The following is a 15659-nucleotide window of genomic DNA, read 5'->3' on the forward strand; positions in this document are numbered from 1 at the left end:
CGACTCAGGGCTGAGGCGCGCCGCCGGGGGCGAGGATCCGCAGCGTGGTCCGCGCGGCGTTGTCGGCCGGGTCCGGATCGGCCGACGGGGACGTCACCGAGGCGGCGAGCTCGACCGTGCGCCCGGCCATCGAGGCGTCGGTAGCGGCGCGCAGATGGAACCACTGCGAGACATGGCCGCTGCTGTCGACCTGTTCGCCGGTGCAGGCGAGGCTGGTGTGGTCGTCCTCGACCACCGGCACTCCACAGCGCCAGCCCGGCGCGACCGCGCTGACCTCCAGGTTCGGCCAGGCCCCGGACAAGGCCAGGCCGAGGCCGACCTGGCGCGCCCAGTCAGGACCGGCGTTGTCGACCGACACCGATAGCTCCAGGGGGCGACCGGCCTCCAGCGTCTCGCCGCCGTTCATGGGCCCGGCCCAGACCGACAGATCGGCCCGGGTGCGCGGCACCAGCCGCAGGTGTAGCGGGTCGACGTCGCCGGCGCGCATCGGCACGCCTTCCGCATCGCGCAGCACCGCCGGATAGCCGGCATTGCTGCGCAGGCGCTGGACCTCGATCCGGTCGGTGGCGCCGATCAGGCGCTCGTCGGCGAAGGCGTGCTGCAGCTCCTGACGGCTGCCTTCGTCGATCGAGGAATAGCGCTCCGATCCCGGCTCGGTCGCGGTGAGGTTGAGCAGATCCGGATCGAAACGGTCGATGCCGTCGCCCAGCACCATCGTGCTCACGCCTTCGGTCGGACGGCCGGTCAAGGTGCCGACCGGATCGACCAGGCCGTCGTTGAACGCATGCGCATCGAAGCGGCCCAGCACCAACAGCGGTGGCGCATCGGGTTCGTCCTGCTGCTGCCGCACCCAGCCGGCGATGAACTCGGCTTGCAGGTGGCGGCGATCGCGCTGGCGTTCGGCCTGTGGCGTGTCGGCGTCGCTGTCGGCCATCGGCGCCAGTTGCACCAGCAGCAAACGCTGGCGGAAACGGTGGCCGTCGATGGACTGGGTGGTGGCATCAACGCTCAGCGGCGCTTGATCGAACAACAACGGCGAAGGGCCGGCGCTATTCGGCAGCAGTGCATCGCGGCCGATCTGGACGACGCGTTCGACGATCACCCGCGAACCCCAACTGCCGACCTGTTCGCTGCGCGCGAGCAGACCGATATGCGGCTTGATCGGATCGACGTTGGGCAGGGCGATGGCGCGGTACTGCGGGTTGCCGTTGCCCGACGCGGTCGCATCGCGGTTGATGCGTTCGGCCAGGCGCTGCAGCAGGGCTTCGTTCTCGATGCCGGCGATCGCGACCAGGTCCGGCATCAGCAGGTTCTCGCGCACGCTGCGCGAGATTTTGCCGAGGCGACGTTCCAACGCCGGCATCGGCGTGGTCGGCTGACCCGAGTTGGGCGGGCTGTACTCGTCGTAGAGATCGCCGAGGTCGTAGCTGACCACCGCGGTCTGACGCTGCTGCGGGTCGCCCGGCTCGATGCGCGGCGGCGCCTGCAACGATTCGCGCACGAGCAACTGCGCATCGTGCTGCAGGGCTACGGTGTAGCGCCCGCTGCGCTGATCGAGCGGACCGATGATCCCATCGATGCGGGTGTCGATCGCGACATCGAGCGGCGCGTGGCCATCGGCATCGCTGTCTACACCGATCGCCTCGGGATTGCCGTCCCAACGCGGCAGCCAATCCTGCGGCTGGCCGTGGAAGATCGGCGGGTAGCGCGTGCCCGGCTCGCGCATCGGCGCCGGCTGGTCGTAGGGACCGAGCGCGACATGAAAGCGGCCGTCGCTGCGGGTACGTTCTTGCATCGCATCGAAGCTGCCACCGGTCGGACCGACCACGCGCACCTCCGGCAAGCCCACGCGCATGCCTTCGAAGGCTTCGTAGTCGGGCGCGCCGTAGAACGGCTGCCAGGGCAGCAACGGCGCCGGCGGCAGCGGTCGCGGCGAACTCGTCAGCAGGACGATCGCCGGCGAGCCTGCGATTGCGGTCATCGTGCCGCGCAGCGGGTGACTGCCGCTGTCGGACAACTCCGTCACCGTGCCGGTCGCACGCACGCGCAAACCGCGCCACTTCGAATCGGGGCGATGGCCGGTCTGCACGAACAGGCCCTGCGAGGTCGCCGGATCGCCGTCGCTTTCGAACTCCTCGCTCTGCAGATAGAAACCGTCGTCGCTCAGCGCCGTGACGAGGCCTTCGACCGAGACGAATTCGCCGCGCAACGGCGAGACCGCCTCGCGGCCCTGTACGGCCGCGATCGGCACCACCCGCAGATCGTCGTCGACGATGGTGACCAGGCCTTCGAGGTCGACGCCGCCGTTGTCGGCGATCGCGCCGGACAGGATTTGTCCTTTGATCCTGACCGTCTCGTCGCCTTCGTAACGCGTGTCGCCGCGCACCCCGAAGCTGACGTGGGCGCGATCCTGGCCCGGGCCGATCACCGCTTCGTACTCGAACGGCAGATAGTCCTCGTGGCTCGTCGCCGAGCCGCCGTCGACCGAACTCAGCCGGACCCGCACGCCGTCGCTGCCGGCGGGACGGTCCAGGCGCAGTTCGATCGGGAACGGCGCGATGTCGGCGTCTCCCTCGTTAAGTGCGTTCGTCTGCAGGGATACACGCGGCGGCGGCTGTTGCGGATCGTCGTTGACGATGGTCGCCTGGACGTTGAGGTAATCGCCGTTGGCGGTGACCGCGCCGGAATGGACTTTGATCTGAAGGGCGACGGTTTCGTCGCTCTCGGTCAACCGGTCGCCCCTGACCGGCAAGGCGAAGCTGGTCTCGGTCTGGCCGGCGGCAATGGTGCCGCGCAGATCGATGGGCAGGTAGTCCTGGTCCGGCGTTGCACTGCCCTGGCCGTTGCTGAAAACGCTCCAGCTGACCCCGCCGGGGCCGGCGGGACGATCGAGCTTGAGCCGGAACACGAACGGCGCGATGCCATCCTGTCCTTCGGTTTGGGTCACGTCGTTCGCCGACAGGCGCGGCGGCGGGCCGGCCGGACAAATTCGCCTCGCCGAGTTGCGGTTGCGCGGGGTTGGCGCGCCGAGACTGAAATCGACCGAGTTGGCCTGGGTGTCGACGCAACCGCCGTCCCTGCGCAGTTGCGCGGTGACGAGGCCGCCGGCCGGCGCCGGCGCCGAACCTTCGGCGCAGTCGATGCTGCCGTAACCGACGAAGTCCATCGAACCGGTCGGGCAGGAGACGACGATCGGACTGGAGTGATCGACCAGTGCCAGCTTGCCGTTGAGGTGGTTGAGCGAGACGTTGCCGCTCAGATCGTAGCTAGTCAGCGCAGTCGAGCCGATCGAAACGCGTTGGCGGATCAGGAAGTAACCGCCGGGCGCGATGACGCCGCTCAACGGCGTGCGTTGCCAGCCATAGGCGCCGTTGGCCGGCGCGTAATGCAGGTTCCAACCGTTGAGGTCGACCGCGACGCTGCCGTTGTTGTGCAGTTCGACGAAGTCGGCGCTATAGCGTGCGCCGCTCTGGCCGGCACCGCCGTAGACCTGAGAAATGACCACCTGTGCCTCGGCTGCGCCGGCCAAAGCCAAAGCGATGCCGGCCGCGAGAGCGCGGCTTGCGAGTTTGTGCATGGATTCCCCTCGAGAATGCGCCTGCGGGACGTGCTTGGCAGGCCCGGTTATTGTGCGTTTTAGGCGTCGCACAGGCCGCGACGGGGAGACGTAACTGCCTGCTGCAATTACGAAAGCCGACCCCGGCGCAGGCGATGCGTTACGCTTTGCGCCCCTGCCGTGAGTGCCGCCGATGTCCGTCGAGAAAAACCAGCGCGAACTGGAAGCCGGTATCCATACCGACCTGTCCGGACGCATCAGCTACGGCGGCTATCTGCAACTCGACCGGTTGCTGTCGGCGCAGCGCGCGCTGTCGGACCCGGCCCACCACGACGAGATGCTGTTCATCATCCAGCACCAGGTCTCGGAGCTGTGGATGAAGCTGATCATCCACGAGCTGAGCGCCGCGCTCGAGCATCTGCGCCACGACCAGGTCTGGCAATGCCAGAAAGTCCTCGCGCGTTGCAAGCAGGTGTTGCGCCAGCTCACCGAGCAGTGGTCGGTGCTGGAGACGCTGACGCCGTCGGAATACATGGGCTTTCGCGAAACCCTGGGGCCGTCGTCGGGTTTCCAGTCGCTGCAGTACCGCACCATCGAGTTCATGCTCGGCAACAAGAACGAAGCCATGCTGCGGGTGTTCGCGCACGACCCGCAGGGCCAGGTCTCGCTGGAGAAGGCGCTGTCGGCGCCGAGCCTGTACGACGAGTTCCTGATGTATCTGTCGCGCTTCGGCCACCCGATCCCGGCGATCCATCTGGACCGCGACTGGCGCCAGCCGCACGTCAGCGACCCGGCGCTGCAGCCGGTGTTCGAGCGCATCTACGAGAACACCGACCTGTACTGGCGCGAGTACGCCCTGTGCGAGGACCTGGTCGATCTGGAAACCCAGTTCCAGCTGTGGCGCTTCCGCCATATGCGCACGGTCATGCGCATCATCGGCTTCAAGCGCGGCACCGGCGGCTCCAGCGGCGTGGGCTTCCTCAAGCAGGCGCTGGAACTGACCTTCTTCCCGGAGCTGTTCGAGGTGCGCACCACCATCGGCCCCGCCGACGGTTACGGCTCCGGGACCTGAGGCTGCAAGGTTTCGATACCGCTCCGTATCGAGTGGGTGCTGTTAAAGGATAGGAGCAGCGTCCTGCCGGATTTTCCGCGGTCGCAAGCCACGACCGCCTCGCTGGATGCGTCGACGGCGAAGTTACTGGAATGACCAGGCGACTGTCGGTGAATCCCGCTGTCATTCCTGCGCAGGCGGGGATCCAGGGCTCTCGTGCCGCAACGTTTGAGGTCTCTGGATCCCCGCCTGCGCGGGGATGACGGCTGAAGGTTCTCGTGGCGATTGGAGTTCGGCCGGGCTCGCCGTCCTGCAGCTTCCGGGTTGGAGCAGCGTCCTGTTGGAGTTCCTGCGGTCGCGAGCCGTGACCGCGAACTCACACTAACTGCGCCGGCAACACCGCGCCGGGGCGCCCAGTCTGGGTCTCCCAGGGAGCCCGGATCGCCGCAAACCGGCACCTCCAACCGCCGCATCGCGCAAAATTCTCCCCCGTTCATGGGTTTGTAAGCGTGATTGTTGCGTCGCAACAAAGCGCAATGCGTGGAATAAAGGTTTGACGGGACCGGTCCAGGCCGGTAAATCTCCCCGACCCGTGCCGTTGGCGTGGGATTTTCATTCAGTTTCGACACGACAGGGGACACCGCATGAGCGGAGCCGCGATACCGACCCAGGGCCAGGCGCCCATACCCGAGTTCAAGCAAATGCTGGGGCATCCCAAGCCCTTGTGGATGCTGTTCATGACCGAGTTCTGGGAGCGCTTCGCGTTCTACGGCATCCGCTGGGCGCTGGTGCTGTACATCGTGGCCCAGTTCCACGGCGGCGACGCCGCCGGCGAAGCGCCTGCCAACCGCATCTACGGCGCCTACCTGGCCCTGGTCTATGCCGCGGCGATCTTCGGCGGCTACATCGCCGACCGGGTGCTCGGCTATCAACGCTCGATCCTGCTCGGCGCGGTCATCATGGCCACCGGCCTGTTCCTGATCGCGATCCCGAACGACCAGGTGTTCAAGCTCGGCCTGGCCACGATCGTGGTCGGCAACGGTCTGTTCAAGCCGAACATCTCGACCATGGTCGGCAAGCTCTACAGCGTCAGCGACGGCCGCCGCGACTCGGGCTTCACCATCTTCTACATGGGCATCAACGCCGGCGCCTTCATCTCGCCGATCCTGACCGGCCTGCTCGCCGAAAAGGTGTTCGGTACCGCGGCCATGCCGGTCTACAAGATGGTGTTCATCGCCTCGGGCCTGGGCATGATCGCCAGCCTGGTGTGGTTCTGGTTCGGTCGCCGCCAGCTCGAAGGCATCGGCCGCCCGCCGTCCGACAGCGCCGGCAAACAGAAGGTGCTGTACGTGTTCCTCGGCGCCTTGGCCGCGATCCCGGTGGTGTACTTCCTGCTCGCCGTCGGCGCGACCACCCTGCAGTGGGTGCTGCTGGCGATGTTCATCGCCCTGTGCGCCCTGTTGCTGGTCGAGGGCTTCCGCGAGGGCAAGGTGCAACGCGACAAAGTGATCGCGATGCTGATCATCTTCACCTTCAACATCCTGTTCTGGATGTTCTTCGAGCAGGCCGGCAGTTCCTTCACCTTCCTCGCCGACAAGATCGTCGACCGCCAGCTCGGCGACTTCCTGTTCCCGAACGCCTGGTTCCAGTCGGTGAACTCGCTGGCGATCATCACCCTGGCACCGATCATCGCCCTGATCTGGGTCAAGATGGGTTCGGCCAATCCGTCGATTCCGCGCAAGTTCGGCCTCGGCCTGATCTTCAACGGCCTGGCGTTCGCGCTGCTGATGTTCGCCTTGTCGGGCCTGGTCAACGACGCCGGCAAGATTCCGTTCTGGACCTTGTTCATGGTCTACGTGATCCAGTCGGTCGGCGAGCTGTGCCTGTCGCCGATCGGCTTGTCGATGGTGACCAAGCTGGCACCGATGCGCCTGGTCGGTTTCGGCATGGGCGGCTGGTTCCTCTCGACCGGCATCGGCAACAACCTGTCGGGCATCTTCGCCGGCGTGGTCAGCGGCGAAGGCGGCATGACCACGACCTCGGCCTTGAGCGGCTACACCTTCGGCTTCTACGCCTTGGTGGGCGCGGGCGTGCTGTTGTTCCTGATTGCGCCGCTGGTGCAGAAGTTGATGCACGGCGTGAAGTGATCGCTCTGCCGCGCTTCGCGCGCGGCCAGGTGGCGAACGAAAGACGACGGCTACGGCCGTCGTCTTTTTTTGTGGGTCGGGGGCGGCGATGTCCGGGGCGCGATGACGGTGAGGGGGCTGCCGCCAACCATCGGGCTACCGGTTTCGTTGCCGTTGCTGTTGTTGTTGCTGTGCGCCGAGCCGCACTAGCGAAGGCAATAGAAGACCCGGAGGGCGGCCCGCAGGGATGCGGGCCGTTTTTCATCGGGACAGGGATGTCCCGTATGAAAAATCCCCGCGTCGGCATCGCGCGTGCGGGCTTGTGATTCAAAGAAAAGCATTTTTCTTTGGTGACTTTCTTTTGTTGCTTTAGACAAAAGAAAGTTACCCGCCGCTTTAGTGGCGGAAGCTTTTGGCGTTTGATCCTGATCTTGTTTTTGAAGAGGCCGTAAGCAAGAGCAGAGCTTCCGCCCCCTAAAGGGTGCGGGTTACTTTCTTTTGCTAAGCCCAAAAGAAAAGTAACCAAAGAAAAGGGCTTTCCTTGCAAGGGCACAGGCCACGAGTGCGATGCTGTCGCCGGGATTTTCCGATAGGACATCCATGTCCTATCGGAAAACGCCGCACGTCCTGTGCGGCGCCCTCCGGGTCTCCATTTGACCGGCAAAGCAGATCAAAATCACGGCAACGGCAACGGCTCGCCCGGTACCAGGGTAGGAGCGGCGCAAGCCGCGACCGCGGGCTTGCCAGCTCGCCACGCAAACGGCCGCCTTGCCCAATAGAACGTCGGCAACGACTTCCCTCCAGCGCGCCAGATGCCTGCAACCGGGACTCGGCAACGCGGCCCAAGGCCACCGCCACCTACGACATCGACCCGCCTAGCGCGTCGTCGCCGCCATCTCCGCCTCGGCCTGCATCTCCAACTCGTCGAGACGATCCAGCAGCCGGAACAGCGCCTCGCGCTCGGGTGCCTCGATGCCGTTCAACAGGCGCTGCTCGAAAGCCAGCGCCATCGGCGCGACTTCGTCGTAGATCTTGTAGCCGTCCAGCGACAGCTGCAGCACCGACCGACGGCGGTCGTCGTCGTGGGTGTCGCGCTCCAGGCGGCCGGCTTCGATCAAGCGGGCGACCGCGCGGCTGACCGCGACCTTGTCCATCGCGGTGCGCTGGGCGACCTCGTTGGCCGACAGGCCGGGGTAGCGGCCCAGGACCGCCATCACCCGCCACTCGGTCACGCTGAGGGCGAAGCGCTCGGAATAGACCCGGGCGATCGCGCTGCTGACCCGGTTGGACAGGACCGAGAGGCGGTAGGGCAGGAAGTGTTCCAGGTCCAGTTCGGCATGGCGCGCCCCGCCGGCCTTGCCGATTGGCGCGGTCTGGGGGCCGGACGGGACCGATTCGGGGACGGCATCGGGGTCGGATTGAGATCGATTCATGTTGCACTGTGCCTTGCTTATGGTTTCATGTGAAACTATAACGACCCTTTCGACAAGGCCGTCCGCAGCGGACCCGGCCGCCACCTGAGAACAATGCCATGAATGCGCAGCCCAACCTCGGCATGCAGGTCACCACGTTTGAGAATCCGCTCGGCATCGACGGGTTCGAGTTCGTCGAGTTCGCCGCCCCGAAGGGCCGCAGCGACCTGCTCCACGATTATTTCCGCAAGCTCGGCTTCAGCGCCGTGCTGCGCCACAAGACGCGTCCGATCACCGTCTACCGCCAGGGCGGGGTGAACTTCCTGGTCAACGAATCGCCCGACAGCTTCGCCGCGGCCTTCGCCGAGGCGCACGGCCCCTGTGCCGCGGGCTTCGCGATCCGCTTCAAGAAGCCGGCGAACGAGGTTTACCAGGCCGTGCTCGGCAACGGCGGCGAAGCGGTCAGCGAGCGCGCCGACACCCGCGCGATCGATGCGCCGGTGGTCAAGGGCATCGGCGACTGCATGCTGTATCTGGTCGACCGTTACGGCGACCAGGGCACGGCCTATGAAGACTACGAGCCGATCCCGGGCGCCGAGCAGAACCCGGCAGGGTTCGGCCTGACCTTCATCGACCACCTGACCCACAACCTGTACTTCGGCAACATGCAGAAGTGGTCGGACTATTACGAGCGTCTGTTCAACTTCCGCGAGATCCGCTATTTCGACATCAAGGGCGCCAAGACCGGCCTGGTGTCGAAGGCGATGACCGCGCCGGACGGCGTCGTGCGCATCCCGCTCAACGAGTCCAGCGACCCGAAGAGCCAGATCAACGAATACCTGGACGCCTACAAGGGCGAGGGCATCCAGCACATCGCCTGTTTCACCGACAACATCTACGAGACCGTCGAGGCGATGCGCGCGCAGGGCGTGGAGTTCCTCGACACCCCGGACACCTATTTCGATGTGATCGACCAGCGCGTGCCCAATCACGGCGAGGACGTCGCTCGCCTGGCCAAGAACAAGATCCTGATCGACGCCGACCGCGAGACCCACCAGCGCAAGCTGTTGCAGATCTTCACCCAGAACGCGATCGGGCCGATCTTCTTCGAGATCATCCAGCGCAAGGGCAACGAAGGTTTCGGCGAAGGCAACTTCCAGGCCCTGTTCGAGAGCATCGAGCGCGACCAGATGAAGCGCGGCGTACTATAACGGCCGACCAAAACCGCCGGCCAAGCCAGGGAATGCGCATGCTCAGGGAACTCGTCGATCTGTTGACCTGCCGGGAACTCGAGCCCGAGGAACTGCAATCGCTGGTGGCCGCGATCGACGGCGCGGCGGAGGATCCCGATCTGGACTGGATCGTGGATCCCTCGCCGGAAGAGCTGATGCAGAACGCGCTCGTGTTCAAGCTGATGGATCACATCGCTGTCGGCGACAAGATCGACGAGGTGCACGAGCAGATCAGCGACTTCTTCGCCGAGCCCCTGGCGGATTTCCCGCGTCATGCCGACGGGCGGTGGTTCCTGCCGGACGAGTATTTCGCCTGGCTGGACCCGCTGCTGGCCGAGCGCGGCGTCGACGGCGGCGGTTACGAGTTGATGCTGCTCGAAGACACTTTCAGCGAGAACCTGCACGCCCTGCTGGTCTGGCGCAAGGACAGCGCACGGGTGCTGGAGCTCGCCACCGAGCTGGCGCTGAGGATCGAACGCTCGACCCAGCGCTCGCTGGGGCTGCGCGCGATCATGTAACGCCGCGCCGCCCGCGCCGTACCGTTGCAGACACCGCTCCGCCGCCGCACCGATCCGATCTGCGCCCCGACCAATGGTGGCGCCCCACCGCATAGCGAGCCCGTATGAGCACCGCAGCCAACGACATCGACAACGTGATTCCGATGCCCAGCACCGACGCCCAACGCCAGCGTCCGCGCGGCTACATGAGCGGCTTCGGCAACGAATTCGCCAGCGAGGCCGTCGCCGGCGCCCTGCCGCAGGGGCAGAACTCGCCGCAGCGCGCGGCGTTCGGGCTGTATGCCGAGCAGCTCAGCGGTACTGCGTTCACCGCGCCGCGCAAGGAGAACCGTCGCAGCTGGCTGTACCGCATTCGTCCGGCGGCCATGCACGGCACCTTCGCGCCCTACGGCCAGCCGCGTTTCCATAACGACTTCGGCAACGGCCCGGTCTCGCCCGACCAACTGCGCTGGGACCCGTTGCCGCTGCCCGAGGCGGCGACCGATTTCGTCGACGGCCTGTATACGATGGCCGGCAACGGCTCGCCGGCGGGCCAGCACGGTTGCGGCATCCACTTGTATGCCGCCAACCGTTCGATGGAGGGACGCTATTTCTACAGCGCCGACGGCGAGTTGCTGATCGTGCCGCAGCAGGGCCGTTTGTTGGTCGCCACCGAGTTCGGCGCGCTCGAAGTCGAACCGCTGGAAGTCGCGGTGATCCCGCGCGGCGTGCGCTTCCGTGTCGAACTGCTCGACGGCCCCTCGCGCGGTTATGTCTGCGAGAACTTCGGCGCCCTGCTGCGTTTGCCCGACCTCGGCCCGATCGGCGCCAACGGTCTGGCCAATCCGCGCGATTTCCTGACCCCGCACGCGTCCTACGAGGACCTCGAGGGCGAGTTCGAGCTGGTCGCCAAGTTCCAGGGCCATCTGTGGCGCGCCGACATCGGCCATTCGCCGCTCGACGTGGTCGCCTGGCACGGCAACTACGCGCCGTACAAATACGATCTGCGCCACTTCAACACCATCGGCTCGATCAGCTTCGACCATCCCGACCCGTCGATCTTCACCGTGCTGACCTCGCCGAGCGACACGCCCGGCACGGCCAACATCGACTTCGTGATTTTCCCGCCGCGTTGGCTGGTGGCCCAGCACACCTTCCGGCCGCCGTGGTTCCACCGCAACATCGCCAGCGAGTTCATGGGCCTGATCCACGGCGCCTACGACGCCAAGGCCGACGGCTTCGCGCCCGGCGGCTCGTCGCTGCACAACTGCATGACCGGCCACGGCCCGGATGCGCAGACCTTCGAAAAGGCCTCGGCTGCGGACCTCTCGCAGCCGCACGTGATCGTCGACACCATGGCCTTCATGTTCGAGACGCGCGCGGTGATCCGTCCGGCCGCGCAAGCCTTCGACGCCGCGCATCGCCAGCGCGACTACCAGGCCTGCTGGGCCGGCTTGCGCAAGCACTTCGACCCGTCCAAGCGCGGCTGAGCGCGGGCTTCATCGCTGCATCCTCGCGCGGCTTCGGCCGCGCGAGTCGTTTGCACGGTCCTGCCGGCCGTGGCGTTTCGCGCCGCATTCACGCAAAACGGCTAGGCTGCAGCGGCCACCCGAACCGCGCCCCGCGCGCCGGAGTCCTGCCGATGAAGCGTTTGCCACTCCCCGTCGTGTTGCCCACCCTGTTGCTGGCGCTGGCCTTGAGCGCCTGCCAGCGCGAGGCCGCCGGCCCGAACGACACCGCGACGGCGCAGACCCCGCCGGCCAACGATCAACCCGTCGAAGACGTGCCGCCGGCGACCGCACCGGCCGTAACGCCACCCGCGAGCGACACCCTGGCGCGCTTCGACGGCTACGGCGACCTGCGTTTCGGCATGAGCGCCGAGGACGCCAGGAAGGCCTGGGGCGGCGAGCTCAAGGGCGAGGCCGCGGCCGACGGCGGTTGCTACTACCTGAGGCCGATCTGGGCGCAGAACGCGGCCGAGTTCGGTTTCATGATCGAGAACGGCAAGTTCGCCCGCGTCGACGTCGGCAACGACAAGGAGACCGCGCCCGGCGGCGGCAAGCGCGGCATGAGCGCGGACGAGATCCGCAAGCTCTACGCCGGCCGGGTCGAGGAGCAGCCGCACAAGTACGTCGACGGCGGCAAGAATCTGCGCATCGGCGACGCCGGCGGCGGTGCCGGCGCCCTGGTGTTCGAGACCGATGCCGCCGGCAAGGTCACCGCCTGGCGCATCGGCGTGCCGCCGCAGGTCGACTATGTCGAAGGCTGCTCCTGAGGCCGGCAACGAACGAAGCGGCCGCCGCGAGGCGGCGAAAGCGCAACCTGGCCCGGCCTGAGCATAGAATCGGCCATTGACCGCAAGGGGATGATCGTCATGTTCGAAGCCGTCGGCTTATTCGTACTCGGCCTGGTACTGCTGGCCCTGGGCGGCGATTCGATCGTCAAGGGCGCCTCGGGCCTGGCCCAGCGCTTCGGCGCCTCGCCGTTCGCGGCCGGCCTGGTGTTGGTCGCGTTCGGCACCTCGCTGCCGGAACTCGCGGTCAACCTGCAGGCGGTGGTGCGCGGCCAGCAGGCGCTCGCGCTCGGCAATGCGGTCGGCAGCAACGTAGTCAATTTCGGCCTGACCCTCGGCCTGGCCGCGCTCGCCGCGCCGCTGTTGGTGCGTTGGCGCGCCTTGGCGCCGCTGCTGCTGGTGCTGTTGCTCGGCACCCTGGCAGTGATCGGCCTGGGCCTGGACGGCGTGCTCAGCCGCGGCGAAGGCATCGTCATGTTGCTGGCGTTCGTCGCGGTGGTCGCCTATGCGATCGCGCGCACCCGTCGCGAGGCGCCGGAGTTGCAGGACGCCATCGCCGCCTTCGCCCAGACCCAGACCCACCTCGGCCTGAATCTGGTGCGGGTGCTGATCGCGCTGGTGCTGATGCACCTGGGCGCCTATTTGATCATCGGCGGCGACGGCCTGTGGAGCCTCGGCGCCTCGCCGGCGCTGGCGGCCGGTTTCGGTTCGCCGAATGCGGCCATCATCGGTGCCGCGATGGGTCTTTCGCCGCTGCTGACCGGTCTGCTGCCGGTGGCGATCGGCACCGCGCTGCCCGAGGCCATGGCCGCGGTCGTCGCGGCGCGGCGCGGGCAGGGCGACATCGTCGTCGGCCACGTGGTCGGCTCGAGTCTGTTCAATCTGCTGATCGTGATCGGCGGCATGGCGGCCTGGCACAGCGTGCCGCTGCCGGCCTCGTTCGTGCGTTTCGAGCTGCCGGCTGCGGCGGTGTTCGCGCTGATGCTGTACCCGATGCTGCGGGGCGACCTGCGCGTGAGCAAGCGCGAGGGCACGATCCTGCTCGTGGGGCTGTTGGGCTGGATCGGCTTCGAAGTGCTGATGCTGCTGCGCTGAGCGGCCATTGACGCGGGGCGGACCGTTGCCGTCGATATAATGGCCGGATGAGCGAACTCACCCCCACGCGCTTGCCGCGACGCGCGTTGCGCGCGCTGAGCGAATTCTTCCGTCTGGAAGCCGCCGGCGGCATCGTCCTCATCGTCGCCGCGGTGCTGGCCCTGATCGCCGCCAACTCGCCGCTGCAAACCGCGTACGAGGCCTTCCGCGAGATCCCGGTGCAGGTGCGCATCGGCGCGCTCGACATCGCCAAGCCTTTGTTGCTGTGGATCAACGACGGCCTGATGGCGGTCTTCTTCCTGGTCGTCGCCCTGGAGATCAAGCGCGAGGCCCTCAGCGGCCAATTGGCCGAGCGCTCGCAACTGGTGCTGCCGATGGTCTGCGCCGCCGCCGGCGTGATCGTGCCGGCCCTGCTGTTCGCCGCGCTCAACCGCGGCGACGCCGCCGCGATGCGCGGCTGGGCGGTGCCGACCGCGACCGACATCGCCTTCGCACTCGGCGTGCTGGCCCTGCTCGGTTCGCGTGTGCCGGTGGCGATGAAGCTGCTGCTGTCGACGATCGCGGTGGTCGACGACCTGATCGCGATCCTGATCATCGCCTTCTTCTATTCGCACGGCCTGTCGGTCACCGCGCTGATGTGGGCGGCGGTGGCGCTGGCCGCCATGTGGGTGCTCAATCGCCGCGGCGTGACCTCGCTGGGGCCCTACCTCGCGCTCGGCGTGGTGTTGTGGGTGTGCGTGCTGAAGTCCGGCGTGCATGCGACCCTGGCCGGCGTCGCCACCGGCCTGATGATCCCGCACGTCGACAAGCGCAATGCGATCGACGACGAGCACGAGCATTCGCCGCTGGAAACCCTGGAACACGCGCTGCACCCGTGGGTGGCCTACGCGATCCTGCCGTTGTTCGCCTTCGTCAACGCCGGCCTGTCGCTGAGCGGGGTCAAGCTCGAAGACGCGACTGCGGCGCTGCCGATGGGCATCGTGCTGGGCCTGGTGGTCGGCAAGCCGGTCGGCATCGTCGGTGCGGCGCTGCTGATGCGCGTGCTCGGCTGGGCCCGGTTCCCCGCCGGCATGGACCTGCGCGCGATGATCGGCCTGGGTTTGATGTGCGGCATTGGTTTTACGATGAGTTTGTTCATCGCTTCGTTGGCCTACCAAGACCCGTTGCGTTACGAAGAGGCCGTGCTCGGCATCCTCGGCGCGTCGCTGTTGTCGGCGGTGGTCGGTTATTTCTGGTTGCGCGCGGTGCTGCCGGCGCGGAGTGCGCAGGGCTGAACGCATGAAACACGCTTTGGTTTTGGGGGGCAGCGGCCAGATCGGCGTGCCCTTGCTGCAACGGCTGTATCACGCCGGATGGCGGGTCACCGGGATCTCGCGCCACGAGCAGCACGACCGCCCCGGCTTGCATTGGCTGCAGGGCGATCTGTCGTCGATGCCGGCGTTGCCGGCGCGCGTCGATGCGATCTTCAGCTGCGGTCCGCTGCTGAAGTTCGCCAAGTGGTACGAACAATCGGGCATCGAGGCCTCGCGCGTGGTCGCGTTCGGCTCGACCAGCGCCGAGACCAAGCGCGGTTCGGCCGATGCCGACGAGCGCCGGGTCGCCCAGGAACTGCGTGAGGGCGAGGCCGCCTTGTTCGCCGCGGCGGTGCCGCGCAACGATGCGGTGACCGTGTTGCGCCCGACCCTGATCTACGGTGCCGGCCGCGACGCCACCCTGACCCGGATCGCGCAACTGGCGCGCCGCCTGCGTTACTTCCCCTTGCCGCGCGGCGCCAATGGCCTGCGTCAGCCGGTGCACGTCGACGACCTCGCCGATGCCGCCTTCGCCGTGCTCGACGTGCCGGCGACCTTCGGCCAGGTCTATGCCGTGCCCGGCGGCGAAGTGCTGAGCTATCGCGACATGGTTGCGCGCACCCTGGCCTGTCTGCGCCCGCCGGTGCGCCTGATCGAGCTGCCGTCGCCGCTGTTCAACCTCGCGTTGCTTGCCGCGCAGGCCACCGGCCGCGCCTCAGGCCTCGGCGAAGCCGCGGTGCGGCGCATGCGCGGCGACATGACCTTCGACGCGGGTCCGGCGCAGCGCGATTTCGGCTATGCGCCGCGGGCGTTCCGGCCGAGCGCGGAGATGTTCGAGCCGCCGCGGGAGTAGTCGCGATAGTTCTATCTCGCGTCGTTCCTCCTGTAGGAGCGGCGTGAGCCGCGACCAAGGGACGAGTGGAGACTGCATCGCCGTCGTCAATGATTGAAGCCTTGGACTGTCGCAGGGTAGGAGCGACGTCCTACTGGATTTCCTTCGGTCACAAGTCGCGACCGCGCAGTTGGCGGTTGCTGCGCGTCTTGCTGCAGAGCGATGAAGCAACATCAAGAGCAAAGCTTCCGCCCGCTAACGCGGCCGGGTTAC

At 67.0% G+C, this 15659-nt stretch carries 11 protein-coding genes; 9 read left to right on the forward strand and 2 right to left on the reverse strand.

Going from position 1 to position 15659, the window contains the following annotated elements:
* Window positions 1–4 precede the first annotated feature (4 nt).
* Window positions 5–3577 (reverse strand): lamin tail domain-containing protein, encoded by a 3573-nt coding sequence (locus LC490_RS06440; protein ID WP_223619658.1) that lies wholly within the window; start codon window positions 3575–3577, stop codon window positions 5–7.
* Between the two features lie 172 nt (window positions 3578–3749).
* Here LC490_RS06440 and LC490_RS06445 point away from each other — a divergent pair, with 172 nt between their 5' ends.
* Window positions 3750–4628: a tryptophan 2,3-dioxygenase family protein gene (locus tag LC490_RS06445; RefSeq protein WP_223619659.1), complete on the forward strand. Its 879-nt coding sequence runs from the start codon at window positions 3750–3752 to the stop codon at window positions 4626–4628.
* Window positions 4629–5251: 623 nt separating this feature from the next.
* Window positions 5252–6754: an oligopeptide:H+ symporter gene (locus LC490_RS06450; protein WP_031372712.1), complete on the forward strand. Its 1503-nt coding sequence runs from the start codon at window positions 5252–5254 to the stop codon at window positions 6752–6754.
* Window positions 6755–7608: 854 nt separating this feature from the next.
* Here the strand turns inward: LC490_RS06450 and LC490_RS06455 are convergent.
* Complete coding sequence (locus LC490_RS06455; RefSeq protein ID WP_081931369.1) at window positions 7609–8166, reverse strand: MarR family winged helix-turn-helix transcriptional regulator; 558 nt, start codon at window positions 8164–8166, stop codon at window positions 7609–7611.
* Window positions 8167–8264: 98 nt separating this feature from the next.
* Here LC490_RS06455 and hppD point away from each other — a divergent pair, with 98 nt between their 5' ends.
* From hppD to LC490_RS06490, 7 genes are all read left to right on the forward strand, one after another.
* Window positions 8265–9356 (forward strand): 4-hydroxyphenylpyruvate dioxygenase, encoded by a 1092-nt coding sequence (gene hppD / locus LC490_RS06460; protein ID WP_031374104.1) that lies wholly within the window; start codon window positions 8265–8267, stop codon window positions 9354–9356.
* 38 nt (window positions 9357–9394) lie between these two features.
* Window positions 9395–9895 (forward strand): hypothetical protein, encoded by a 501-nt coding sequence (locus tag LC490_RS06465; RefSeq protein WP_152566416.1) that lies wholly within the window; start codon window positions 9395–9397, stop codon window positions 9893–9895.
* Window positions 9896–10038: 143 nt separating this feature from the next.
* A complete protein-coding gene (gene hmgA / locus LC490_RS06470) occupies window positions 10039–11364 on the forward strand; it encodes a homogentisate 1,2-dioxygenase (RefSeq protein WP_223619953.1) in 1326 nt (441 codons plus the stop codon).
* Window positions 11365–11516: 152 nt separating this feature from the next.
* Entirely contained in the window at window positions 11517–12149 is a 633-nt protein-coding gene (locus LC490_RS06475) for a lectin (protein ID WP_223619660.1), read from the forward strand.
* 90 nt (window positions 12150–12239) lie between these two features.
* A complete protein-coding gene (locus LC490_RS06480) occupies window positions 12240–13262 on the forward strand; it encodes a sodium:calcium antiporter (RefSeq protein ID WP_223619661.1) in 1023 nt (340 codons plus the stop codon).
* Window positions 13263–13309: 47 nt separating this feature from the next.
* Entirely contained in the window at window positions 13310–14536 is a 1227-nt protein-coding gene (gene nhaA, locus LC490_RS06485; protein ID WP_223619662.1) for a Na+/H+ antiporter NhaA, read from the forward strand.
* A gap of 4 nt (window positions 14537–14540) precedes the next feature.
* Window positions 14541–15407: an NAD-dependent epimerase/dehydratase family protein gene (locus LC490_RS06490; RefSeq protein ID WP_031374098.1), complete on the forward strand. Its 867-nt coding sequence runs from the start codon at window positions 14541–14543 to the stop codon at window positions 15405–15407.
* The last annotated feature ends 252 nt before the right edge of the window (window positions 15408–15659 follow it).

The sequence above is a fragment of the Lysobacter sp. ESA13C genome (assembly GCF_019970005.1).
In the GTDB taxonomy this organism is placed as follows: Bacteria; Pseudomonadota; Gammaproteobacteria; order Xanthomonadales; family Xanthomonadaceae; genus Lysobacter; species Lysobacter antibioticus_B.

Coding starts and splice junctions, on each gene's coding strand:
- LC490_RS06440 (WP_223619658.1), bottom strand. CDS start 3,577: ATGCACAAACTCGCAAGCCGCGCTCTCGCGGCCGGCATCGCTTTGGCT.
- LC490_RS06465 (WP_152566416.1), top strand. CDS start 9,395: ATGCTCAGGGAACTCGTCGATCTGTTGACCTGCCGGGAACTCGAGCCC.
- LC490_RS06490 (WP_031374098.1), top strand. CDS start 14,541: ATGAAACACGCTTTGGTTTTGGGGGGCAGCGGCCAGATCGGCGTGCCC.
- LC490_RS06475 (WP_223619660.1), top strand. CDS start 11,517: ATGAAGCGTTTGCCACTCCCCGTCGTGTTGCCCACCCTGTTGCTGGCG.
- nhaA (WP_223619662.1), top strand. CDS start 13,310: ATGAGCGAACTCACCCCCACGCGCTTGCCGCGACGCGCGTTGCGCGCG.
- hmgA (WP_223619953.1), top strand. CDS start 10,039: ATGCCCAGCACCGACGCCCAACGCCAGCGTCCGCGCGGCTACATGAGC.
- LC490_RS06450 (WP_031372712.1), top strand. CDS start 5,252: ATGAGCGGAGCCGCGATACCGACCCAGGGCCAGGCGCCCATACCCGAG.
- LC490_RS06455 (WP_081931369.1), bottom strand. CDS start 8,166: ATGAATCGATCTCAATCCGACCCCGATGCCGTCCCCGAATCGGTCCCG.
- LC490_RS06445 (WP_223619659.1), top strand. CDS start 3,750: ATGTCCGTCGAGAAAAACCAGCGCGAACTGGAAGCCGGTATCCATACC.
- LC490_RS06480 (WP_223619661.1), top strand. CDS start 12,240: ATGATCGTCATGTTCGAAGCCGTCGGCTTATTCGTACTCGGCCTGGTA.
- hppD (WP_031374104.1), top strand. CDS start 8,265: ATGAATGCGCAGCCCAACCTCGGCATGCAGGTCACCACGTTTGAGAAT.